Consider the following 23,042-nt stretch of genomic DNA (forward strand, 5'->3'; position numbering starts at 1 on the left):
TCCCGGAATTAGCGGAATCGCTGTCCCGTATTTACTGAAATCGCTGTCCGCGAATTACCGGAATCGCTGTCCCGAAATTAGTGAAACACGCAGCACTGCCGCTTCCTGTCTCGTCAGCATTCCTCGCTGCCGCAGCCGATCATATCGTGATTGCAGCTTATATTCGTGGATGAGATAGGCGACTTTGAGAGGTGTAAAGCGGGCATCATGGCAGCCGCGACGTGCTGTTCCACCTGGGCGATGACCCTGCTCGTTCAGGATCTCGGCGATCTCTGGATAAATGTAATCATCGAGAAGCTTATCGATCAGTTCAACGATATTGGGCTTTGTCTTGATCTGCTGAGCGGAGGACTGTGGGTTCATGGTGGTGAGCGTCTGGATTTTGCCACCCTTGAAGCGAACGTGAAGCTTGGTGGTTCCTTCCGCCGGCAGCTTTAAGAGCGTGACGTCCTCGATGATGTGGGCCAGCAGTCGCTTGCGTTCGCGACTTGGGGTATCTGGATCTTTCCAGAGTTCGTTGAAGTCGGCCGTCATCGCGACCAACCGCTCGTGGACAGCTTTATCGAGAATGAATTGATCGTGCTCTCGGCCACGTTCGCGTTCTTCGCGAGCATTGGCCAGTATGCGTAGCTTCTCGTTCCATTCACCTTCGAGCGTGTCGGCGACGAGGCGGTTATTGGGATCGACCAGCATGAAGCGGCGCTGGGCGAGATCGGCTTCCGTTTGGGCGCGTTCGATCGCGCGACAGCGCAGCCGGTCTGCTTCTTCATGGCGAGCTTGGATCTCCTTGCGGACGTCGAGTGCCAGTTCGACGGCCGCTGGCGTCATCTGCTCGGCAATCAGCATGCCGATGGCTTCATCGACGGGTGGCCCGGCAATCGACTGACACATGGGCTCCCCACGATAGATATGGTCACGATTACAAATGTACCAGGCTTCCTGCCGGCCACGCCGGGCCGCATAGCGAACCCTAAGATGGTTGCCGCATTGCCCACACACTGCCCGGCCTTGCAGTAGCGCCGGGCCCTCCCTTGGGATTGACGCTCGTGCCGCTTCAAATCCACGGCCGTTCGCCTTGAGAATCTTCAGGTTCTCCTGGTGTCGCTCCCAACTGATATAACCGGGGTGGGCATCGGGCATGCAGGCCGGCCAGTCATCAATGTCGCGCGCACGCAAAGTCTTCTTGCCGTCGATGGTACGTCGAAACTGTCGTCGGCCATAGGTATAGGCGCCAGCGTAGCGCGGATTGTTCAGGACACGCATCGCCGTCGACGCGGTCAGCGGCCGAAACAGCGTGTCGCCGTTGTGTAGGCGCGACGGAAACAATAGGCCTTCATTGCGAAAGACCTTGACGGTCTGGGAGGCGGACTCGAGGCGAGAGAACATCTCAAAGAAATGAATGATCGTTTCTCTGACTTGCATGTCTGGATCAAGCGTCACATGACCGAAATGGTCATAGACCAGCCCGGTCGGCAGCAGGCAACGAAACTCGCCGCGCCGCACCTTATTGAGAATGCCGCCGCGTAGCCGGGCCTTGATCACATGCAGTTCGGCCTCACTCATCGTTCCCTTAAGGCCGAGCAGGAGCCGGTCGTTGAAACTTGCCGGATCATAGACGCCGTCTTCGTCCAGGATCAGTGTATCGGCAAGGGCGCAAATCTCTAGCAATCGCTGCCAGTCGGCATTGTTACGCGCGAGACGAGAGACCTCCAGGCCCATGACGATCCCGGCATGCCCCATGCCGACGTCGCTGACCAGGCGCTGGAACCCTTCACGCCAGGCGGCCGATGCACCGGACTCTCCTTGATCGTTGTCGATGACGATAATCTGCTCGTCGCGCCATCCGAGGGCGACAGCACGCCCCCGAAGCGCATATTGCCGCCTGGCGCTCTCGACGTTCTCAACGACTTGCCGCATGGAAGACTGGCGGATGTACAGATAGGCGCCGCGTTCGAGGTGATGAGGCTGGACTTTGAGATGTACATTCATCGTGATCTCCGATCGTTGATGCTCATGGCGATTGTCGCAAGGACGTGAACGACGGTGCTGTGTCCGCGGTGCAGCGGCCAAGCAATTGACGACGGGTAATTCTGCTCTCGCGGGGTGATTGCTGTTGAGGCTAACGCCTGAGCCCATCCCCACATGCCCCGGCGCAAAAAGAGCAGCAGGCCGCTACGGGCCATGAGCGGCAACGCTGCGCCGAGAGCAGCCTTGCGCAATACCTCGTACTGGGACGCGATGGTTGACGGCTGGATCGGGCATGCCGCCGTCGCGGCAATGTCTACCTGCCGCTTTTTTTTAGAACCCGCTCGATCGATCTGGGATGAAGCTCGATATCGAGTTCCTGGCGGAGCAGCTTGGCAAGTTCCCGGGCGCGGACGGGTTCGCCTGGGGCGAGATGCGCCTGCAGAAATGCCACGACCTTGTCGTCGATCTTGTGGGGACCGCGGGGCCCCGGCTTCGTCGGCACCAGTCCGGCAATGCCGGCCATATTGAAGTTCACCTTGGCCTGGTAGTAGGTCGGCCTGGAAACGCCGTACTCGTCGGAGGCCTCCGTCACCGACAGTTTGTCGATGGAGACGCGACGCAGCATCTCGTATTTGACCTGCACGGCGTCGTGTGGATCGAAGAACTCGCTGCCCCGAAACTTTGGATCGCGCACCTTCTCGGGGGTTGGGTTGAACGTGCCCTCTTCGATGAGGACATCCGTCTTTGTGCGCTTGCTGTCGTACTTCGCAGACATCAATGGCTCCGAGGGCGTGAAGCGACATTATCGTAAGTTTAATTATGACGCAATTTACCGCCTCGTCAAGGCAATCTCTATGGCTTATCACCGGCATTCCGTCATATATACAAGCGTAAATCCTCATGAATATCACCCTCTGCGGCATAATCTGTTTTACAGAAGCGGCATATTTATCTTTACATCCTGGCGCGTCGTCGCGTGCCCGACTTGCTTGAAAGGCGCTCCACCAGGGCGGTCAATTCCATTAAGTCGGCGACACGCAAGAGCGATCGTCCATTGCTCATGGCAACTTCAGGATCCGGGCTCACAAGATCAGTCCATTGCGGGGGAACCGACCAAACGGTGGCATCCTCGGTCTGCAGCAAAAGGCGTTCACCATGCCGATTGTAGCGCTTGCCGACACACGGCAACTGCCGTGGGAATAGAGGATGAAACGGATGCGTGACCCGTACTAACTGCGTATCTGCGTTGGTAGAGGCTGCATTCCTGTGTGAGGTACAAGAAGCTGGAGCGCGGATACTTTCCCTGGCCGACGGCGAAAGAGGGCGTGGCGCACCTGACGCAGGCGCAGCTTTCGATGCTCGTCGACGGCCTACAGAAATATCCCTGCTTGTGAGTCTGACGAATCATCACCGGACAAGATCGAGGTGCTGGATCCGAGCCATCCGTTATTTGGACGCTCCTTTAATGTAATCCGTGAGGTGGGACGTAGAGGCGGCAACTTCGCGCCTTCGTATGAGGTTGAACATCGTGGTGGATCGACCTTGCTGATACCCGTGTCAGCGACACAGGGATATGTCGAAGCCACGAATCAGATTAAACTTAGCGTTGAGGCAGTTCGGGATCTTATCGCGGTGGCGGAAACTCTCGAAGGTCATGATGATCGAACCGAAGAACCTGTGGGCGACGTTATCACCCGCGTTGCGGCGTCAGATTCTCGACGACGTCGCCGCAGTTCTGGCGGAGGTATGTCATGAAGTCCGAACTGGTCAAGCCCACCCATCTGGCACGCAGAGCGGTTGTTTACGTCCGTCAGTCGACACCGCATCAAGTCATAAGCAATCAAGAGAGCCTACGGCTACAGTACGCGCTCCGCGAGCGCGCTCGTGAACTTGGCTGGCATGAAGCCGATATTGACGTTATCGATGCCGATCTCGGCATCAGTGGGGCCTCTACGACCGGCAGGAACGGCTTTAAGGAACTCGTCGGACGGGTTGGTCTGAGTGAGATCGGTTTGATCCTGTCGATCGACGTGACCCGACTTGCTCGCAACTGTTCGGATTGGTATCCGCTGCTTGATATCTGCGGCCTGCGCGGCTGCCTCATTGCCGATCGCGATGGCGTCTATGATCCCGGCAGCGCCAATGGTCGTTTGCTTCTCGGTCTGAAGGGAACCATCTCAGAGCTTGAGCTGCATACAATCCGGAGCCGTTTGACCGCAGGTCTGCTTGCCAAGGCTGAGCGCGGCGAGCTTGCCCTCATGCTGCCGGTTGGTTTGGTGCGCGATGCGAGCGGGGTGGTCGTAAAAGATCCTGATCTAGGTGTTCAGGAACGGCTGGAGCTTGTGTTCCGGACATTCCTGAAGTTCCGGACCGTCGCCAAGGTCATGCGCGTCCTAAATGATCGGGACCTTCCCCTGCCGCGCCGCGACCGGTTTGGCGAACTACGCTGGGCGCGAGCAACGGTCTCGGCGGTGGCCCGGATCTTGAAGAATCCCGCCTACGCCGGTGCCTTCGTTTATGGACGGACCCGCTTTCGCGCCGCCGGGCGTGACGGCGGTTCAGAGGCGAAAACACCCAAGGATATTAAAGACTGGCGGATCATCGTGAAGGATCGCTACCCCCACTACATCGACTGGTCAACCTATGAGAAGATCCGCGATATTGTGCGAGACAACAGAGCCGAATACATGCGTGCCAAAACCAGGGGAGCTCCCCGTGATGGCGAATTGCTGTTGCACGGCATCGCCTGGTGCGGGCGATGTGGCTACAAGATGTACGTCCGCTATAAAGGTGGCGGAGAGTATGCTTGCAACCACCTGCATTCCCACTCTGGCCTGCCGGACTGCCAGCGTGTCCGTGCGGCTCAGATCGATGCAGCTGTGGCGGACGCTTTCCTGGCCGCGTTGGCGCCTGGGGAGCTTGACGCGCTAGCGCGGGCTCGGCAGGCACAACAGCAGGTCAACAAGGCCTTGCGCGCTGGCGCTGAACGGGAGCTTGAGCGCAAGCGCTACGCCGCGGCGCTGGCAGAACGCCAGTTCAATCGCGTTGACCCTGATAATCGTCTGGTCGCCTCCGAACTCGAGCGTCGATGGGAAGCAGCGTTGAGCGAACTTCGCGCTGCTGAAGATGCCGTTGCCCAACGAGCATCGACTGAACCCGCCAAGCGCACTGGGTTTAGCAAAGACCTCAACAACAAGGTCGTTGCGTTATTCGATAGCCTTCCCCAAATCTGGGCCAACGATGCGACGACCGACGCTCATCGCAAGGCACTATTGCGGTGCCTTGTCGAAAAAGTCGTCCTTGACCGCGGTGAGCGCGACGTTGCTTTGGCGAGGATCGTGTGGCGTGGCGGCGCCGTGACTGATCTCCACGTCAAAATGAAAGTCAATTCCGTCGCCAAGCTCACGCGCGGTGAAGAACTGCGCGCGCGTCTGCTGGAGCTCGCTCTGACGGGCGTGCCCGACGATCAAATCGCTGAAATACTGACGCGCGAAGGACACCATTCACCCAATTGCGAGGACAAGGTTTTGCCGATCACAGTGCAACGCCTCCGCCTTGCAGCGGGCATCAAGGCAAAGGCGCAGCGCAACAGATGGACACACGAACCTACTTTGCTCAGCGCCGTACAACTGGCCGCCAGGCTCGATATTCCTGTCAATTGGATTTACGTCCAAATCAGGCGGAAGCGCCTGCTCATCGACCAGCAGTCAACCGGAGCATATTTGTTCCAAAATTCCCCAGCGGTCGTCAACGCGGTTCGCGACCTTCGTAACCGCACCATTAATCACCTCGATCTGAGAATCATTCAGCCTCACCAGGAGGGGCATCAACATGCGTAGTCGAGTGAGGGGATCGATTGGCGACACCCGTCGTGGACTTCCGCTCCCGGTCGAACGGGATAAAAGCTATATTTTGCAGGGGCATCGGGGGTATATTGCTGGTGTGCTAGGGGCAAATCGGCTAGATTTGCGGGTATGGAAACAGCGCCGCTAGACAGTCAGGATGAGCTAACTGCTTTGCGCGCACTCGTCGCAGAACAGGCGGCGAAACTTGAGGAGCAAGAAGCCGAGGTCATCAAGCGCGACTCCATAATCGGGCTGTTGCGGGCACAACTGGAATTGCTCCGACACCGGCAGCATGGCGCGTCTTCGGAAAAGATCGACCGGAAGATAGAGCAATTCGAACTGATGCTGGAGGAGATTGAGGCCTGCCGTGCCGAGGCTGAAATGCGCTCCGGGAAAACTCCTCTGCCGGAGTTGGACGACGCGCCGGACAAGCCGAAGCGCAAACCATTGCCCGATGGTCTTCCCACCGAAGAACTGGTCTATGCGGCCCCCTGCAATTGCCCGACCTGTGGTGGCACGTCGTTCCTGAAGGCCGCCGACAGGGTGGTCCAGGTGTTGGAGCACGTGCCGGCGTCGGTCAAGATTGTCCGCCATGTCGAAAAGCGCATGATCTGCAGGGAGTGCGATACGACGGTGGCGGGCGAGATGCCAACCCTGCCGATCGAGCGCGGCAAACCCGGACCGGGACTGCTCGCCCATATCATGATCGCCAAATTCGACGATCACATCCCGCTCTACCGCCTGTCCGAGATGTACGATCGGTTGGGGATAGACATCTCCCGATCCGTAATGGCTGACTGGGTCGGCCGCGTATCGGGTCTGCTTGCGCCGCTCGTCTTTGCTATCAGGGCCCATATCGCCGCGCTTGACCGAATACATACGGACGATACCCCCGTCGATGTTCTCGACCCCGGACGGGGCAAGACAAAAACCGGCAGGGTCTGGGTCTACGTCTTCGACGGCAGTGGCTATCAAGCCGCCACTCCCGGTGCCATCGCTTATTACTATAGCCCTGACCGCAAGGGCATGCATCCGGCTGACCACCTCGCAAACTTCAGCGGCGTGATGCATGCCGATGGCTATGGGGGTTACAAGAAGCTCTACGGCAACCAGATCGTCGAGGCCGCCTGCATGGCGCATTATCAAGAGCATGGCTTTATCTGGGGTAGGACGATTTCGATGAGCTTGATCGGCCGAAAAAGGCTGAGTTCATCTCGGGATAAAATCAGAGGGACTGGAGGAAGGAAAGCAGATCCTGCTTTGGCTTCCAGGGCTTGGTTTGACTGGGTTCGATGCCTGCATGCTCCCAAAAGTTCTGGAGCGCGTCGCGTTTCATCTTCAGGTTCGTCGAAATATACCGGTTCGTGGTCACGATGCTTGCATGACCAAGATAATCGCGGATCACGGTCACGTCAGTCCCCGACTGTAATAGCGCAGCAGCACAACTGTGGCGAAAAACATGTGGCGTAATGTGGTGACGGGCCAGCCTGGGTCGATCCTGGGCGATTGCTGCGGCATGCTTGGCGAGAATATACGCGACGCCATCGCGGGTCAGCGGCTGATCGTGGCGGTTCATGAAAACATGCTGCTGGCCCGGGGCGTCCGACAGGTTTTGCAGGCGGCGCAACGCGTCGGCCGTCTCGCGCCACATCGGAACGAGCCGCTCCTTGCGGCCCTTACCGCGCAATCGAGCCTGACGCGGCGGCGTGAGTTGAAGATCATGCCACTGCAGACCGATCGCTTCGCTCACCCTGGCGCCGCAGTTATAGAGGAAAAGCAGAAGCGTATAATCACGCCAGCCAGCACGGGTCCGGCGGTCCGGGTGAGCGATGATGGCCCGCACGTCGGTCGCTTCTAGGTAGGTCGCGGGCTTCTGCCTCGCCCGCTTCGACGGCAGCGCCAGCACCTGCGTGTAGCGGAGTGCATTGTCGAGATCATTGCGCAAGAGGTGTTTGAAGAAGCTGCGAAGCGCGGCACGACGGCAGTTGCGCGTGGCGGTGGAGTTGGATCTTCCTCTCTCGAGATGATCGAGGAAGGCGGCGATGGTGTCAGCGTCGAGATCCTCCAGCACAAGCGCGGCAACCTCGCGGCCGCGGCACTGAGCAACGAACTGAAACAGCAGCTTGAGTGTGTCGCGATAGGCGCGCGTCGTATGCGGGCTCGCGCCACGCTGGCGCGGCAGATAGTTGGTGAAGAACGACTGCACGAGAGCGAATAGCATCTGGGATCCGATCTTGCTCATCGCGGCTGTCGCGCGCGTCGCACATGCTGTTCGAAGCGTGTGCTCGCCAGTTCCAGCAGTTGCGGTGTCGCCTTCAGATATACTTCGGTGCCAATGACGTTCTGGTGGCCGAGATAGGCCGAAAGCCAAGGGAGCTTGGCGTGAACGTCCGCCCCTTCGTCTGCCCAAGCCGTGAGTCGATGAACAGCGAAGGCATGCCGAAACTCATATGGTCGCGCTCCAACACGCCCCTGCGCGGGCTTGATATCGAGGCGGCGTAGGAGCTTTCGGATGGCATTGGATGCCGCCTTGGTATGGAGTGCCGCACCGTTGCGGCGAACGAACAGCGCCTCGGAATCCACATGAGCACGATCGAGAAGCAACTTGCGTCGATCGTCGACATAGAGCCGGAGCTCTGCGACAAGATCGTCGCGCATCGGGACGATCCGCGTGCGCCGCTTGCTATTGCGGATCAGCAAGGTTCCGCGATCAAGATCGACATCGTCCATGTTGAGGCGCACAGCCTCGCCGAGTCTGAGGCCGGTGCAATAAAGCACGAGGATCAGCCTGCGTAGCATCGACGCCCATATGAAGCGGCCTTGGTGCATTGACGCGGCGGCGAGAATGCGGCGGATCTCTTCGCGGCTGAAAATGTAAGGAAAGAAGGTCGACTCCTTCACCGGCGCAAAAGCGTGCTCGGGCACATAGCCGGTGGGGTCACGACGACGGCGATGCAGGCAAAGCTGGCGAATGACGCCGAACTCATTGCCGAGCGTGACGGCCTTGCGGTCGGGCAAACGCCCACACCAGCGGCTGATCGCATCAGCCAGCGGAATATCGTCATCACCGGCCCACTGCTCTCCGACGAAGCGAAGGAATCGCTCGATCTCGAACGCACCGCGTCGATAGGGATGGCCCATGGCGCGCTTGAACGCCAGGAAGCTCTCCGCGTCGGACTTCAGCTCGGACAAGGTCACGACGGTCATCATGTCGGCACCGGCAACGCGATCTCGCGCAGTGTCTCCGTGGCGATGCGCACATAGGCGGAAACCGACTCTGGATCCCGATGACCGAGCAACTCCGACACCACCTGGGGTCGCGCGCCAAGATCGATCTGGCGCGCTGCATGGGAGTGTCGCAAGACATGGCTGCCCAGAAATGGCGCATCGATCCCCGCGATCTTCGCATGCTTCACGACAATGTGGCGTATCGCGCTCGAACCGACGAATGCCTCCAGCGGCATCTTCAGCGGCACGAAGAGGTGGCGCGTCGGCGTATCAGCGGGCCGGCCATGGCGCAGGTAGTGCGCCAGCGCCTCGGCAACCGGCGGCAACAGCGGCAGCGTGAACGCGACTCCCGTCTTTGGGCGGCAGACCGACAGCGTGCCGGCATCCCAGTCGATGTCCTGAAACTGCAGGCGGATAATCTCGCCGGCGCCGAAGCCATAGACGCTCATCATCAGCAGGATCGCGTAGTCGCGAAGGCCCCTCGGGCTCGATCTGTCCACCGCCCTCAGGAGCCGCTGCACATCCTCCCAGGAAAGGGCGCGTCTGGGCCGCTCATAGCGTCGCTGCACGGGGGCGATCACGGCCTCGCTGATATCGACCGGGCTGCGACCGCTCCAATGCAGGAAACGGCAAAAGCAGCGTACTGTGCAGGCAATATCGCCCACATGCGATTGGGAATAGCGTGCGGCGCAGTCAACCAGAAACGCGTCAATGTCGACAAGCTGCATCGAATGCCAGTCTCTATTAGCCAGAACCAGGTGATCGGAAAGCTTGCCGAGGTGGTCCAGCTTTCTATGGACCGTCGCCTGAGGATTACCCCGATGCTGGGCGAGATAGGCGGCATATTGCGCAAGCAACGGCGTCGATGGCGACTTCACCTTCATCGAACGTGGCGGACGCCAGTCGGGAGGCGAGAGCCTCATAAGATGATAGACACGATTCAGCGCCTGCAGAGCGCTTCGGGAAAGGTGGAGAGAACGTGGATCGAGTCCCCGTCGCTTCGCATACCAGTCTATGAAGCGACCAACCTGTTCGAGGGTCAGTTCCTCCCGCTCGACCAGACCATGCAGAGCGCAAAAAGTGCGAAATTGTTGGATCCGATTCAGATAGACGGTCATTGTTCCGGCGCTCAACCGTCCCTCCACGCGCCAGATGCGGCGAATATCGTGGTGGGTGGGAGCGGCAGGGGCAGCTGCGTCGCTATGACCGATGAATATGGGCATCGCTTTACCTCGATCGGCATAGCGTAGCAGGCGATCGAGGTGGATCAGGCCCCGTATCGTGTTGGCGGGAACTGTTCAGGGTCACCATACCGCAATCCTCGATCGAGATGGCATCCAGCGCTGAGCAGCCTACATGATCATCGCCAGTTCTCCCCCACACCCGTTGAAAGCCGAGGGGCGCCGGGATGTCATGCAATATCTGCGGAGCAAGAGTGCGGCGCAGCTGCGTGAGTGGCGGTATCTCGCTTATCGGCAAGTCCTGCGGGGGCGCAATTGATCTGACAGCGGCAACGGATCTCCTTACCGCTGTGACGCGTCGGCGAAGCCATCGCACAGCGCCCGGCAGGCAAACATCCGGGCCACGCGCAGCGTCAGCGGCCGCTTCCATGCTTCTTGCCGACATAGCGGCAGCGGCGACGCGCTCTATCGCTGCAAGCGAACCGGGTAGGCGCGCGGCGAGAAAATCCGGCAACAGACTGAACGTCATGCGCCCCTGCGGGCAATAATAGCGGGCGACCCGAACACCCGGACTGGTAACGCGCCCATAACTCCCATGACGTCGAAACGAACAGCTGCCGTTCAAATGCAGCGGGCAGCGCGACAATAGTGCGCGTCGCCATTCCTGCGTGGCGACATAGTCTTCGATCGTCGACATGGTGCGTAGCGGTATCTGCAACGTCGCCCCCGCAAGCGGCGGCCCGTCAAATCCCAGTCGCAGCTTTTATCTGGAGCCCAGCGTGCCGAAATCTCCGGCCCACATGACATATAGAGTAGGATACCCCAGATAAAACCATGCTCTGGATAATGCGACTTATCTCGAGCTCGAGATAAGGCTCATTGGCGACGAGACTTCCACGACATCTGGACATCAAACAAGTCGGAGATTGCGCGAGAGGCTCTCGATCGCATCGGAGCGCTTTACGACATCGAGCGTGGCATCAACGGGCAGCCTCCTGAGATCCGTCTTGCTGCGCGTCAAAAGCAGAGCAAGCCTAAGGTCGATGCATTCCGCCACTGGGCTGAAGCTCAACTCACGCGCATTCCGGGCAAAAGCGATCTGGCGACAGCTTTCCGCTACGGATTGAGCCGATGGTCTTCGCTCTGTCTGTTCCTCGAAGAAGGCCGCGTCGCGATCGACAACAATGCCGCCGAGCGGGCACTACGTCCGATAGGCGGACCTGAGTCATTGTGCACTCCTTTTCTAAGTATCTGTAAACATTGGAAGCGTCTCCGTGTCAGCGATGCGACACGGGCGGCCCTTTCGGGCTATCGCGGCTTGGACCGTCGCAGAAGCCAGGTCGCTGACCCTGATTTGATACGGTGCACCGCGAACCACCTGTTCGGCGGACAACACCTTCATCTTTATCAGATGGCGTATTCGATGGTTAGTTACGCCTAATGCCACCGCAGCCTCGGTCATGGTCAGCCATTCGCCGTCTTTGTCGGCCGATTTGTACGCGTGGATCGCACGTACCCGCCTTACAGAAGCGACCCGATGCGCGGTCCAGGTTTTTCCTTGCCCTGTTGGCATGCCCATTCGATTAAGCGACGCGGCGATATGTTCATCGGACCAGCGACCAGCCATGCTGCGCATCACCGCCAGGGCATCCTCAGTGGTGGCACAACCGTGTTCACCGGTCTGAGGCTTGCGGACCTTGAGTTCCGAATGCTGGCCGCCCTTCCAATGGATCGTCAGCACCACGTCACGCACCGCATCGTCGACATCAACGACAATGTCGGCGATGAGTGTACGCAGCAGTTGCTGGCGCACGCGCATGGTCACATCGGGCGACTCCCAGGCAGCTAAGAGATTGTCGGCCAAGTTCGCGAAGGTGCCTGGATCGACCGCTATTGTCGAAGGCCTGTCGGCAGGCTTGCGCTCCTCCAGATCCCGCACGCGGCGTAATGCAGTTTCCCAATTCTTCTCAAGCTGCGCGGCGATGAGACGATTGTCGGGATCGCATGCCGCATAGCGACGCTCAGCCAGGCTGGCCTCGTAACGAGCCTGTTGTAGCTCCAGGTCGTGAATGTGCCGCTGGTCTTCTTGCCGCTCCCTGTGCATCCGCTCTGCTTCAAAGGTCGCTTCGATCGCTAACGGTTCTACCGCGCGCAACAACTCGCGCGCAACCGCCGCATCGACCTTCGGGCCACCGAACGTCATGCACCGGGGCAAGCCCATCATCAGATTCTGCTTGTCGCAGCGATAGACAGGACTGTGTGGATTGCCCGTATAAGCAACACTCAGCCGCCGCCCACACCGTCCGCAGGTTAGGAGTCCCGATAATAACGCTTTGCCGCCACGGCCCGATTTAGTCCCGCCCGAGCGGCCATAATTATTGAGCGCCAATTGCTGTTGGTTGCGCTCGTACTCGTCCCAACTGATGTAACCCTCGTGATGATCCCGGATCATCACCTCCCAGGTGCCGACAGGCTTACCATGCCCATAGCTGCGACGCGCTCGTCCATCAACGATGGCAGTCCGCTTCTCGCTCTTTCCATAGACGTAGACGCCGGCGTAGAAGGGGTTTTTGAGGATGCCGATTACATTGCGATAACGGACCGGCGTCCAGACGAAGTTGGTCATGCGCCTTTCATCCGACGGCCGCGGAAAGTGGATTTGATCTTTCGTCATCGACAGCAGCACCTGACGCGCGCTTCCAAGCTCGTGGAAGCGTGCGAATACAGATCGGATTACGTCTTGCAGACGCAGATCGGGGTCCAGTCCAAGCCCCGCCTCCCGATGCCAAATGTAGCCGAACGGAACGGAAAGTCGCAATTCGCCACGGCGCGCTTTCGATCTGGCGGCATCGAGCATGCGGGCTCTCAGCACGCCAAGTTCGAACTCGCTGATACTGCCCTTCATCCCCAGCAGCAGACGATCATTGGGCCGACATGGATTGTAGACACCATCGTGATCTATGACGCGGGCTTCAACCAGGCCACATAGTTCGAGCAGATGGTGCCAGTCCCGGCCGTTACGTGCGAGCCGTGAGGCGTCGAAGCATAAAACGGCACCAACTTTGCCGGCGCACAGCAGGGCGACGAGACGATCGAAGCCGGGGCGCGCGACCGTTCCGCTGGCAGAGCGTCCGAGGTCATCGTCGATGACCTCAACGTCGAGAAAGCCGCGCTGTCGTGCGACGTCAACAAGATCATACTGCCGTCGCTGGCTTTCCAGATTGGTCATCACCTGTGACTGAGTGGACTGCCGAACGTAAACGACGGCCTTGCGTTCAAGCAGCACTGTCGGAATCAGATCAGTGCTGGTCATCGTTGAGCTCCTCGACGGCCAGACCGGCCGCCTGCATCAGCAGGCAAGCCAGTGTTGATATTGCCTTCTTGCGATCCTTGTCGCTCAGTCCGTCGAGCGTGCGGGTTTTGAATATCAGGTCGAGCTGCCGGCCCGACGCCGGCACCAGCGTGTTGCGGGATCTCATCATCTTGCTCCTGAGTGATTCTATGTTCACCTCGGAAGAGTGCCGCCCTCGCACCGCCTGAGACCGGTCTGTTCAGTTCGATCAGCGCCGCAAGATCGACGCGTGCCGTTCCCATGGTCATGCCGCTGCACACCACAGGATCAATCATCCACCCCGAAATCGAGACCACCACACCTGAGGGCCCCAAAACCTTCAGAAACCGACCTGTCGCTCGTTCTTCGACGCGGCGAATGGAAACCTTTTTGCCGAAATACGGATGCCAGCGATAATGGACTTCGACTTCATCGCCGACATGGGCAGAATGAACGGGGGATGGGAATTGGAAGGAAAAATTGGCTCTTCGCCGGCTCGGATAAGGGCGGTGAGCGCATCGCCAACATCCTGACCATCATCGAAACGGTCAAATTGCACGGCCACAATCCGGAGGTCTATCTGACAGACGTCCTGACCCGGATCCAGGATCACCCCAAGGACCGACTTGAGGACCTATTGCCCTGGAACTGGACGCCAGCGAAAGACCGATGCGAGGTTGCGTGATGGCACGCTCGAGGTTCATCTACACGCTCAAGCAAGTCGCCGTCATGATCGGCGAGAACCTCGAACTGATCGAAGAGGTGACCGCCAACGCGGACAACCTCTCCGAGGGCGAACTGGTTTACGTCAGCGATGGCAGTGAAGATGGCACGAAGGGTCTGACCGAGAATGGTATCGACGAACTTCAAAATCTCCTAACCGACATAAGGACGTGGGATGGTGGTATCCACCAGTTCCTCGTCGACGAACAATGCGACCCCGAGATCATCGAGCGCGTCATGGCAGATGAAATGAAACGCGTCCTATAGCTTCGCTCCCTCAACCACGCGAAAATGAGTTCACCGGACGCTCACGATCAACTGGCATCGCGCGGGCGAAGATGTGGAACGCGAGCTGCCGGTTCTCTCGACCTTCCTCGGCCATGCCAATGTTCGCGACACCTATTGGTACCTGTCCGCCACGCCGGAACTGATGAACCATGCCGTACGGCGATTGGACAAGCGCTGGGAGGTACGGTCATGAGACGCACGAACGACCTGGCCGTGCTGATCGAGCGGTGGTTCACAGATCGGCTCATGAAGCATCGAGGTGTAAGTTCCAACACCATCGCCTCCTATCGCGACACCTTCAGGCTCCTGTTTGCGTTCGCACAGACGCGCCTTAGGAGATCCCCATCGCAGTTGACGCTGCGGGATTTGGACGCTCCCTTCATCGGCGCATTCCTGGAGGATCTTGAGACGAAGAGATCCGCCTCGGTGCGGACCCGGAATCTCCGCCTCACAGCCATCCGCTCTTTCTTCCGATATGCGGCATTTGAGGAGCCGGCACATAGCGCCCACATTCAGCGTGTGCTCGCGATCCCCAGCAAGCGATGTGACAAGCGGCAGCTTCAGTTTCTAACCAGGCCCGAGATTGAAGCGATCCTGGACTGTACGGATCGAAGCACGTGGCTGGGACGCCGCGATTACACTCTGCTATTGCTGGCCGCGCAAACGGGGCTGCGGGTCTCGGAGATCATCGCCCTTGACCGAGACTCGGTAATACTCGGCCAAGGTGCGCATGTGCAATGCGTTGGCAAGGGCCGCAAAGAGCGAAGTACGCCGCTCACAAAGGTTGCACAGCAAGCCCTTCGTTACTGGCTCAAGGAGCCCACAACGCGAGGCGCAACGGCTCTCTTCCCGAATATGCACGGTGGCAGGCTCAGCGCCGACGGCGTGCAGGCGCTGCTGAACAAATATGTCGCCAAAGCCCGCCATCATTGCGTCTCCCTTCGCTCAAAGCGGGTGTCGCCTCATGTCTTACGGCACTCCGCTGCCATGGAGTTGCTGCAGGCGGGCGTCGACTGCTCGGTCATTGCCCTGTGGTTGGGCCACGAAGCGATGGAAACGACGCTGACCTATCTTCATGCGCATCTCGAACTGAAGGAAACTGCACTCGCAAAGCTGAAGCCATACGAACGCGTCAAGGCCGAGCGATTTCGACCAAGCGACCGGCTTTTGGAATTCCTGAACGCCGCTGACCTGCCACTGAGAATTTCCTCCAGAATGGATTAGAGTCCGGACCATTGAGGACGGACATATGAAGAAGCAGAGATTTACGGAAGAGCAGATTATTGCGGTGCTGAAGGAACAGGAGGCGGGTGCGAAGGCAGCCGATCTCTGCCGCAAGCACGGGATTTCAGAAGCAACGTTTTATAATTGGAAAGCCAAATACGGCGGCATGGAAGTCTCCGAAGCGAAGCGTCTGAAGGCGCTTGAGGACGAGAATGCGAGGCTAAAGAAGTTGCTGGCCGAGCAGATGCTTGATGCAGCCGCGCTCCGCGAGCTTCTTGCAAAAAAATGGTAGGGCCTGCCGCCCAGCGTGACGCCGTCACGCATCTGAAGGCCGTCATGGGTCTTTCGGAGCGGCGGGCCTGCCAGATTATATCCGCCGACCGCAAGATGATCCGTTACCGGTCAAGCCGACCGCCGGAGGTTGAACTGCGGACGAAGCTGCGCGACCTCGCCAATGAGCGGCGTCGTTTCGGCTACCGTCGGCTGTTTGTCCTGCTTCGGCGGGACGGAGAGCCGTCCGGGGTCAATCGCATCTACCGGCTCTATCGCGAGGAAGGTCTTTCCGTTCGCAAGCGGAAAGCCAGGCGGCGTGCGGTCGGCACACGTGCGCCGATCCTGGTTGAAGCGAAGGCCAATGCCCGCTGGTCGCTGGACTTCGTGCATGACCAGTTCGCCTGCGGCAGACGCTTCCGCGTGCTCAACATTGTCGATGACGTGACGCGCGAATGCCTGGCAGCGGTCCCGGACACGTCGATCTCTGGTCGACGTGTCGCCCGAGAACTGACGACGCTGATCGAACGACGCGGCAAGCCCGGAATGATTGTCTCCGACAACGGCACCGAACTAACGTCGAATGCCATCCTCGCCTGGTCGAGGGATCACAAGGTCGAGTGGCACTATATCGCGCCGGGGAAGCCAATGCAGAACGGCTATGTCGAGAGTTTCAACGGCCGGATGCGCGACGAGTTGCTCAACGAGAGCCTCTTCTTCGGCCTCGATCATGCCCGCAGCGCCATTGCTGAATGGGCTGACGACTATAACCATTTCCGGCCACACTCGTCGCTCGGATACCAGACCCCGGCAGGCTACGCCGGGATCATCGCCGCAACCGGCTCCAACGCTGCGCAAGATGAAAGCTTCGCGTTTCCGCCGGTTGCTCCCACCGCGCCATTTGGCGTATTCAAACCCGCCGAGGCTCTAATCGCAGCCGGATGAAACTTCAGTGGCAGGTCACCCTCTGAGCATGAGGACTATGCCGAGTGCCAACCAACGGCGACCCGCCGAACTGGCTGGGAATGCGCGGTTTGCCGTAAATATTAGAAGAGACACTCGGCATAGTTCGCCGGTCGGCATAAACGGCAAAGATGAATGCAGTCGATCCGCAAGCTTGGTTGACCCAGACGCTTGAGCGCCTTGCGAATGGATGGCCCAGCAGTGAAATCGACGCGCTCATGCCATGGAACTACGCCGCCTGAACGGCCCCGGCTTGTCGCTTACGGTCTGCACGCTCAAAGCGCGAACAATCACCTTTTCCAGACTGTATGTTTGCGTCTAGCCATCGCTATTTTCCAACCTATATCCAACTCCCCGGACAGTGACCAGCATACAACTAGCGCCTGCGGCCTCTAGTTTGGATCTCAAATTGCACATATGAGAGTCAATGGTTCGATCGAGAGGCCCATCGCCTGGATAACATTTGTCAATCAGGTGACTACGTTCGAACACACGGCCGGGGGTACGGGCCAAACAATCGATCAGGCTGAACTCCTTTAGAGTCAGATTCAGGTCTTTTTGTCCGGTCGGTTGATCTACCGATGCCGTGTGTGCGGAGTAGTCGACTATCAGGTTTCCAACGCGGATTAGCTGATTGGCGGTTCGATCAACGCCTCTCTTTAGCACCGTGCTGACACGGGCTACCAGCACATCCGGATGGAACGGTTTGGTAACGTAATCATCCGATCCGACTCGAAAGCCCTGCAGTTCGTCAATAATTTCACGCCTTCCCGTCACAAGAATCACCCGCGTATTGCCGAGACGCCTGATTTCAGCCAGCACCTCATAGCCGTTCTGGTCGGGCAACGTGATGTCGAGAAGTACGAGATCGGGTTTCAGCTTCCGGTAGTGCTCGAGGCCAATTTTTGCATTGGGAGCATCCACTGTCCTAAAACCTTCTCTCCGAAGGTACCTGTGCATTAGATCGCGAGTTTCCGGCTCGTCTTCAATGATGAGGATCAAGTCATTGCTCATGGCTGTAACTCCTAACAGTTCTGGATTGCGAATAAGCATCGAGCCTGTCGCTCAACCGTAGGGCCGAATCGCTCAATCTCGGTACGTATTAGCTTACCTTATGGGACCGCACGTGGGCGTCAACCTTAGGAGAAAGTCGTCGAACACTGCTGACGGCATCGAAAACTTAACGGATGAAAGGCCAGCGAAAGACGCCATCCGCAGATATCTCTCATGCTCGGGCAATTTTCGCCCACAGGCTCATCGCCGCCGTGCGCAGTTCGCGATGGTGGCCGGAAGAGATGTCGTGGCGCGGGATTTGAAATAGGTTGGCGATCGGATCATGGATGGAGACGAAGCGTTGTAGATGTCGCTGTGACTTGAAGCGCTTCATGATCCGCTCTCGCCGCCGGACTGGCTGGTGAGAATTCTCCGCCCGATTATTCAACCCTTTGTGGGAGCGATGCTCTACACCCGGCATGATCTCTCGCTTTGCTGCGCCGTAGGACCCCAGCTTGTCGGTGATCATCGCACGCGGCGACCGTCCCTGACCCTTCAAGAGCTTGCGCATCAGGCGCTTGGCGGCCTTTGCATTGCGGCGGCTTTGTACGAGAACCTCCAAGACGAAACCGTCCTGATCAACTGCGCGCCACAGCCAATGCTTCTTGCCACGGATTGAAATAACGGCTTCATCGAGAAGCCATATGTGGACGGCCCCCTCCTTGCAAGAACTCTTTGATGAGTTGATCGGATCTCTTGCGTTCATATGTCCGGCCTTTTGTTGCGTTCACACATGAACGCTGGCCAAGATGGGTTCCGCGACGTGGGTTCCAAACACTTGATCGGCCTCGTTGGGCCACTGGCATCTACGGATGTGTACCGCGTCTCGGATCGATCGATCACACCATCTAATCGTTTCCTGCAAGTTCACGCATCAGCTCAGCACGGTAGCGTCTGTATCCTGCTCACCGTGACCGACTGATCTCTTCACGCCGCGCAGGCCAGAGCCGGGCGCGCAGCATTGCCCTTGTAAGCCTCGCCGGTCACCATCATTTTCCAGGCGATCCTGGCGATCTTGTTGGCCAACGCGACAGCCGCGAGTTTTGGGGCCTTGCGCTTGAGCAACTCGATGAGCCAGAGCGAAGCGTTCCTGCCTCTTCCCGCTCTCACCTGTCGAAGCAACGAGGTCGCACCCACGACCAATGTTTTGCGCAATGCCTCATCGCCGGCCCTCGTAATGATACCGAGCCTGACTTTGCCAGCAGTCGAATGATCCTTGGGCGTCAGGCCCATCCAGGCGGCAAACTGCCTTCCAGATCTGAACTGTTCCGGTGCCGGCGCTTTCATCACCAGCAAGACCGCGCCGATTGGTCCGACACCAGGGATCTTTGCAAGACGGCGACAACATTCATTGTTGCGATACCAAGCCATCAGTTTTGCCTCCACCTCTTTCAGGCGCTCACCCAACTGCGCAAATTCCTCAACGAGAGACGCGAACAGCTCACGCGCCACAGCCGGAATGCTTTCATCAATCATGATGCGTTCCAGAAGGAGCGGAAGATGAGACATGCCTTTGGCCGCGGTCAGCCCGAACTCAGCTGCATAGCCACGAATCGTATTGGCAAGCTGCGTCTGTGCGGCGACAGCGCGCTCGCGCATGCCCACCAGCATCAGCGCGGCTTGCTGATCCGCACTCTTTACCGGAACGAACCGCATCGTCGGGCGGCATCGCCTCGCATAGCGCTTCGGCATCGGCCGCATCATTCTTGCCGCGCTTGACGTAGGGCTTCGCCAGTTGTGGCGCGATCAGCTTTACCTCATGTCCGAACCCTGTCAGCAACCGCGCCCAGTGATGCGAAGCGGCACAGGCTTCGATCGCAATCGCGGTCGGTGGGCATGTCGCAAAGAAATCCACCATCTCCTTGCGGCGCATCTTCTTGCGCAGGATCGGCCGCTCGGCGGCGTTCACACCATGCAATTGAAAGACGTGCTTTGACGTATCCATGCCAATACGGATAATCTGATCCACGGACGGCTCCTTCGTTTGAGATCGTTAACAGCTCACTCTGGCACATTTCGATGCCGTTCGGGGGCCGTCCACCCCAACATTTGTCGCCAAGCCGACCGGATGATCGACGACGGATCTCGTTGGCAAAGTGCGGCCGAATTTCTCCGCCCACAGCCGGACGGTCTGGTGCGAGACAATGATCCCACGGGCAGCCAGCAAGTCCTCGACCATTCGCAGGCTCAGAGGGAAACGGAAATAGAGCCACACGGCGTGGGCAATAACTTCAGCGGGAAAGCGATGTCGACGATAGAGTGGATCACGGTCTGTCATCAACCTTCATCGCACATCGAATTCCACATTCCGTTAAGTTGACGATGCCCTTGTGGGTCCTCGAGAAATCAAGATTTTCTAAATCGTTGGCCATAGAAGTTAGAAAGTTGACATAGGGAATCATACGAGCGAAGGGCACTGTAAAGTTATCAGCGGATTGATGCAGCGATAGCTGGCCGGGACGGCTGTCAGGCTGCGGCGACACACGCGATTTTGTTCCAGATTTGCATGGCGGCGTTACGCAGGTCTCGATGTTGAGCCGATGACAGCGTATTGCGGGGAAAGTGGAACAGGTTGGCAATCGGATCATGGATGGAAACGAACCGCTGAAGCTGGCGTGCCGACTTGAAGCGTTTCATGGTCCTTTCGCGTCGTCGGATCGGCTGGTGCGAATTTTCCGCTCGATTATTGAGGCCTTTGTGCGACCGGTGTTCGACACCGGGCATGAGGTCGCGCCTGGCGGCATCATAGGACCGGAGCTTGTCGGTGATCATGACCCGTGGTGTCGGGACTGTCAGGAATTGTGCGGGGGCCGGTTCATTAGTTGAAGAACCGCTCGCCGAAGATGACGGCGAACTGTGTCTTTGCTTCGACCCATTCCCGCGGCGCGCGCTTCCATTGCTCTGCGGCGTTGTTGAGCACCAGATATAGCAGCTTCATGGCGGCTTCGTCACCAGGGAAATGCCCACGCGAGCGCACGGCCCGGCGAAGTTTCGAGTTCAAGGCCTCTATGGCGTTCGTGGTGTAAATGATGCGGCGGACACCTTCCGGGAAGGCGAAGAAGGGAACGACGTGTTCCCAATTGCGCCGCCAACTTTGAGAGATGGCAGGGTATTTCTGGCCCCAGTAGCCTTCCTCGAAGGCCTCCAGTGCCTTCAGGCCCGCCTCGGCATCTCTGGCACGGTAGATGGCTCTCAGCACCGGCATGACGGGCTTTCTATCCTTGTAGGAAACGAACTCCAAGGAATGCCGGATCAGGTGGACAATGCAAGTCTGCACGATCGTTTGGGGAAAGACGGCAGTGATGGCTTCGGGAAAGCCCTTCAGGCCATCGACCACAGCGATCAGGATGTCCTGGCAGCCACGGCTCTTCAGTTCGTTCATCACCCGCAGCCAGAACTTTGCCCCTTCCGTCTGCTCGATCCATAGCCCGAGGATTTCCTTGGTGCCGTCCGCAAGAATAGCGAGTGCGACATAGACGGCCTTGTTGCGAACGAAACCTTCGTCCCGGATTTTGACCCGGATGGCGTCGAAGAACACAAGGGGATAGCACAGCTCAAGCGGACGATTCTGCCACTCACCAACTGCCTCCAGAACGGTATCGGTCACCGCCGAGATCAGGTCTGGCGATACTTCGATGCCGTAGATTTCTTCGAGATGACCCTGGATCTCCCGCACCGTCATGCCGCGGGCGTACATGGAGATGATCTTGTCGTCGAAATCGGGAAAGCGGCGCTGGTATTTGGCGATCAGCTTCGGGTCGAACGTGCCGGCCCGGTCGCGCGGAATGGCCAGCGTCATTTTCGACGTTCCGGTCAAAACTGTCTTCCTCGAGGAGCCATTGCGCCGGTTGGCACAGGTCCCCTCGCTACGCTCAACATCGAGATGCTCGTCTAGCTCGGCATTGAGAATGCGCTCCGAAAGCGCCCTCTTCAGGTCATCCAGCAAGCCGTCCTTGCCGAAAACCTCGGACGGATCACGTCCCGCAAGAAGCTGGTCCAGAAGTTCTTTTTCGATAGCCATGTGATGATTCTCTCCTTTTCATCATCATGGCACCCCGCACAGAATTCCTGACAGTCCCCGTGGTGTCCGCCCTTGAGCCTTCAGCAACTTACGCATCAGACGCTTTGCCGCCTTGGCATTTCGGCGGCTTTGCACCAGTACTTCGAGGACGAAGCCGTCCTGATCGACCGCACGCCAGAGCCACTGCTTCTTGCCATTGATGGCCCCCACACATTCGTCGAGATGTCATTTGTCGCCCAGGCAGCCGGCTGACCGTCGCTTGATCTTCCGGGCGAAATGCCGTCCGAATTTCTCCGCCCAGCTTCGAATGGTCTGATGCGTGACGATGATGCCGCGGGCCGCCAGCATGTCCTCAACCATGCGCAGGCTGAGCGGAAAGCGAAAGTAGAGCCATACCGCGTGCGCAATGATCTCAGCGGGATAGCGGTGGCGACGATAAAGCGGATCACGAGCAACTTCTGACATGGCCCATGTACGCACATCTTCATCAGCCGTCGGTTAACTTTACGGTGCCAAGCGACGTGCTGTCCGGCATGGAACGGCTGGGCGGCGAGGAGCGCACCAACTATCCGCTGACCCTGTCGGTGGAGGATTCTGGCGAGGCGCTCGGCCTGACGGCGCAGGTGGTGGAGCCGATCTCTGCGGATCGGGTCTGCGGCTACATGCAGCAGGTGCTCGAGCAACTGGCCGAGGCGCTGGAGCATGCCCCCAATAGGCCGGTGCGCGACCTCGACATCCTGCCGGCCGCCGAGCGCACCTATCTGCTGGAGGATCTGAACCGGACGGCGGCGGATTATCCGTCGGAGCGGTGCATCCATGAGCTGTTCGAGCAACAGGTCCGGCGCGCACCCGAATGGGTCGAAGCAAAGACACAGTTCGCCGTCATCTTCGGCGAGCGGTTCTTCAACTAATGAACCGGCCCCCCGCACAGAATTCCTGACAGTCCC

At 58.7% G+C, this 23,042-nt stretch carries 17 protein-coding genes and 10 pseudogenes; 11 read left to right on the plus strand and 16 right to left on the minus strand.

Features of this window, described 5'->3' with window-relative positions:
* Window positions 1-54 precede the first annotated feature (54 nt).
* The 3 genes from BA011_RS29625 to BA011_RS46615 all read right to left on the minus strand — a co-directional run bounded on the left by BA011_RS29625 (window position 55) and on the right by BA011_RS46615 (window position 3,156).
* Window positions 55-1,989, minus strand: a complete 1,935-nt coding sequence (locus tag BA011_RS29625) for a recombinase family protein (protein ID WP_237352723.1) — start codon at window positions 1,987-1,989, stop codon at window positions 55-57.
* Window positions 1,990-2,281: 292 nt separating this feature from the next.
* Entirely contained in the window at window positions 2,282-2,743 is a 462-nt protein-coding gene (locus BA011_RS29630; protein ID WP_065283427.1) for a helix-turn-helix domain-containing protein, read from the minus strand.
* A 179-nt stretch (window positions 2,744-2,922) separates the two neighbouring features.
* A complete protein-coding gene (locus tag BA011_RS46615; RefSeq protein ID WP_167378988.1) occupies window positions 2,923-3,156 on the minus strand; it encodes a DUF5372 family protein in 234 nt (77 codons plus the stop codon).
* A gap of 80 nt (window positions 3,157-3,236) precedes the next feature.
* Here BA011_RS46615 and tnpB point away from each other — a divergent pair, with 80 nt between their 5' ends.
* From tnpB to tnpC, 3 genes and pseudogenes are all read left to right on the plus strand, one after another.
* Window positions 3,237-3,362: an IS66 family insertion sequence element accessory protein TnpB gene (gene tnpB / locus BA011_RS46620; protein WP_167379003.1), complete on the plus strand. Its 126-nt coding sequence runs from the start codon at window positions 3,237-3,239 to the stop codon at window positions 3,360-3,362.
* Window positions 3,363-3,719: 357 nt separating this feature from the next.
* Entirely contained in the window at window positions 3,720-5,807 is a 2,088-nt protein-coding gene (locus tag BA011_RS29635) for a recombinase family protein (protein WP_065283428.1), read from the plus strand.
* Window positions 5,808-5,942: 135 nt separating this feature from the next.
* Window positions 5,943-6,953, plus strand: a pseudogene (gene tnpC, locus BA011_RS42570) (IS66 family transposase); the annotation flags it as partial.
* Window positions 6,954-7,038: 85 nt separating this feature from the next.
* On the opposite strand, the gene BA011_RS29645 reads toward tnpC, so the two are convergent.
* From BA011_RS29645 to BA011_RS29655, 3 genes are read right to left on the minus strand one after another with little or no spacing between them, the layout of a single operon-like run.
* Window positions 7,039-8,055 (minus strand): site-specific integrase, encoded by a 1,017-nt coding sequence (locus BA011_RS29645; RefSeq protein WP_065283430.1) that lies wholly within the window; start codon window positions 8,053-8,055, stop codon window positions 7,039-7,041.
* The gene (locus BA011_RS29650; RefSeq protein WP_081374275.1) at window positions 8,052-9,023 is read right to left on the minus strand and encodes a tyrosine-type recombinase/integrase; all 972 of its coding nucleotides are present in this window, start codon (window positions 9,021-9,023) and stop codon (window positions 8,052-8,054) included. Before BA011_RS29650 ends, BA011_RS29645 begins: the two co-directional genes overlap by 4 nt.
* A complete protein-coding gene (locus tag BA011_RS29655) occupies window positions 9,020-10,264 on the minus strand; it encodes a site-specific integrase (protein ID WP_065283431.1) in 1,245 nt (414 codons plus the stop codon). Before BA011_RS29655 ends, BA011_RS29650 begins: the two co-directional genes overlap by 4 nt.
* 832 nt (window positions 10,265-11,096) lie before the next feature.
* Between BA011_RS29655 and BA011_RS42575 the strand changes: the two are divergent.
* Window positions 11,097-11,438 (plus strand): annotated as a pseudogene (locus BA011_RS42575) (IS66 family transposase); the annotation flags it as partial.
* A 27-nt stretch (window positions 11,439-11,465) separates the two neighbouring features.
* Here the strand turns inward: BA011_RS42575 and BA011_RS29660 are convergent.
* The 3 genes from BA011_RS29660 to BA011_RS44520 all read right to left on the minus strand — a co-directional run bounded on the left by BA011_RS29660 (window position 11,466) and on the right by BA011_RS44520 (window position 14,112).
* Complete coding sequence (locus BA011_RS29660; protein ID WP_065283432.1) at window positions 11,466-13,535, minus strand: recombinase family protein; 2,070 nt, start codon at window positions 13,533-13,535, stop codon at window positions 11,466-11,468.
* Complete coding sequence (locus tag BA011_RS29665; RefSeq protein WP_025393262.1) at window positions 13,522-13,701, minus strand: hypothetical protein; 180 nt, start codon at window positions 13,699-13,701, stop codon at window positions 13,522-13,524. Before BA011_RS29665 ends, BA011_RS29660 begins: the two co-directional genes overlap by 14 nt.
* A 192-nt stretch (window positions 13,702-13,893) precedes the next feature.
* The gene (locus BA011_RS44520; RefSeq protein WP_167378999.1) at window positions 13,894-14,112 is read right to left on the minus strand and encodes a hypothetical protein; all 219 of its coding nucleotides are present in this window, start codon (window positions 14,110-14,112) and stop codon (window positions 13,894-13,896) included.
* Between BA011_RS44520 and BA011_RS29670 the strand changes: the two are divergent.
* The 6 genes and pseudogenes from BA011_RS29670 to BA011_RS42590 form a co-directional block, all read left to right on the plus strand.
* Window positions 14,008-14,238, plus strand: a pseudogene (locus BA011_RS29670) (transposase domain-containing protein); the annotation flags it as partial. The gene BA011_RS44520 and the pseudogene BA011_RS29670 sit on opposite strands and share 105 nt — an antisense overlap.
* Window positions 14,238-14,543, plus strand: a complete 306-nt coding sequence (locus tag BA011_RS29675; RefSeq protein WP_065283434.1) for a hypothetical protein — start codon at window positions 14,238-14,240, stop codon at window positions 14,541-14,543. The pseudogene BA011_RS29670 and the gene BA011_RS29675, both read left to right, overlap by 1 nt.
* Before the next feature lie 46 nt (window positions 14,544-14,589).
* Window positions 14,590-14,757, plus strand: a pseudogene (locus BA011_RS42585) (integrase); the annotation flags it as partial.
* Window positions 14,754-15,788 (plus strand): tyrosine-type recombinase/integrase, encoded by a 1,035-nt coding sequence (locus BA011_RS29680; protein ID WP_065283435.1) that lies wholly within the window; start codon window positions 14,754-14,756, stop codon window positions 15,786-15,788. The pseudogene BA011_RS42585 and the gene BA011_RS29680, both read left to right, overlap by 4 nt.
* Before the next feature lie 25 nt (window positions 15,789-15,813).
* Window positions 15,814-17,003 (plus strand): IS3 family transposase gene (locus tag BA011_RS29690; RefSeq protein ID WP_151343586.1). Its coding sequence is split into 2 segments (ribosomal slippage): window positions 15,814-16,066 and window positions 16,066-17,003, totalling 1,191 coding nucleotides; the frame shifts between segments, so codons are not numbered across the junction.
* Between the two features lie 140 nt (window positions 17,004-17,143).
* Window positions 17,144-17,263 (plus strand): annotated as a pseudogene (locus BA011_RS42590) (transposase domain-containing protein); the annotation flags it as partial.
* A 76-nt stretch (window positions 17,264-17,339) separates the two neighbouring features.
* Here BA011_RS42590 and BA011_RS29695 read toward each other — a convergent pair.
* The 7 genes and pseudogenes from BA011_RS29695 to BA011_RS29720 all read right to left on the minus strand — a co-directional run.
* Window positions 17,340-18,035, minus strand: coding sequence for a response regulator transcription factor (locus tag BA011_RS29695; RefSeq protein ID WP_065283436.1), 696 nt, complete (start codon window positions 18,033-18,035; stop codon window positions 17,340-17,342).
* 211 nt (window positions 18,036-18,246) lie between these two features.
* A pseudogene (locus BA011_RS29700) lies at window positions 18,247-18,717 on the minus strand (IS6 family transposase); the annotation flags it as partial.
* A 284-nt stretch (window positions 18,718-19,001) separates the two neighbouring features.
* A pseudogene (locus BA011_RS29705) lies at window positions 19,002-20,043 on the minus strand (IS110 family transposase).
* Window positions 20,044-20,122: 79 nt separating this feature from the next.
* A pseudogene (locus BA011_RS42595) lies at window positions 20,123-20,352 on the minus strand (IS6 family transposase); the annotation flags it as partial.
* A gap of 188 nt (window positions 20,353-20,540) precedes the next feature.
* A pseudogene (locus BA011_RS29710) lies at window positions 20,541-20,855 on the minus strand (DDE-type integrase/transposase/recombinase); the annotation flags it as partial.
* A gap of 37 nt (window positions 20,856-20,892) precedes the next feature.
* Window positions 20,893-22,095, minus strand: coding sequence for an IS256 family transposase (locus tag BA011_RS29715; RefSeq protein WP_065283437.1), 1,203 nt, complete (start codon window positions 22,093-22,095; stop codon window positions 20,893-20,895).
* 57 nt (window positions 22,096-22,152) lie between these two features.
* Window positions 22,153-22,560 (minus strand): annotated as a pseudogene (locus BA011_RS29720) (IS6 family transposase); the annotation flags it as partial.
* A 5-nt stretch (window positions 22,561-22,565) separates the two neighbouring features.
* On the opposite strand from BA011_RS29720, the gene BA011_RS29725 reads away from it, so the two are divergent.
* Window positions 22,566-23,006 (plus strand): hypothetical protein, encoded by a 441-nt coding sequence (locus BA011_RS29725; RefSeq protein ID WP_065283438.1) that lies wholly within the window; start codon window positions 22,566-22,568, stop codon window positions 23,004-23,006.
* Window positions 23,007-23,042 lie beyond the last annotated feature (36 nt).

Origin of the sequence: Rhizobium leguminosarum, assembly GCF_001679785.1 — a bacterium.
Classification (GTDB): Bacteria; Pseudomonadota; Alphaproteobacteria; order Rhizobiales; family Rhizobiaceae; genus Rhizobium; species Rhizobium leguminosarum_R.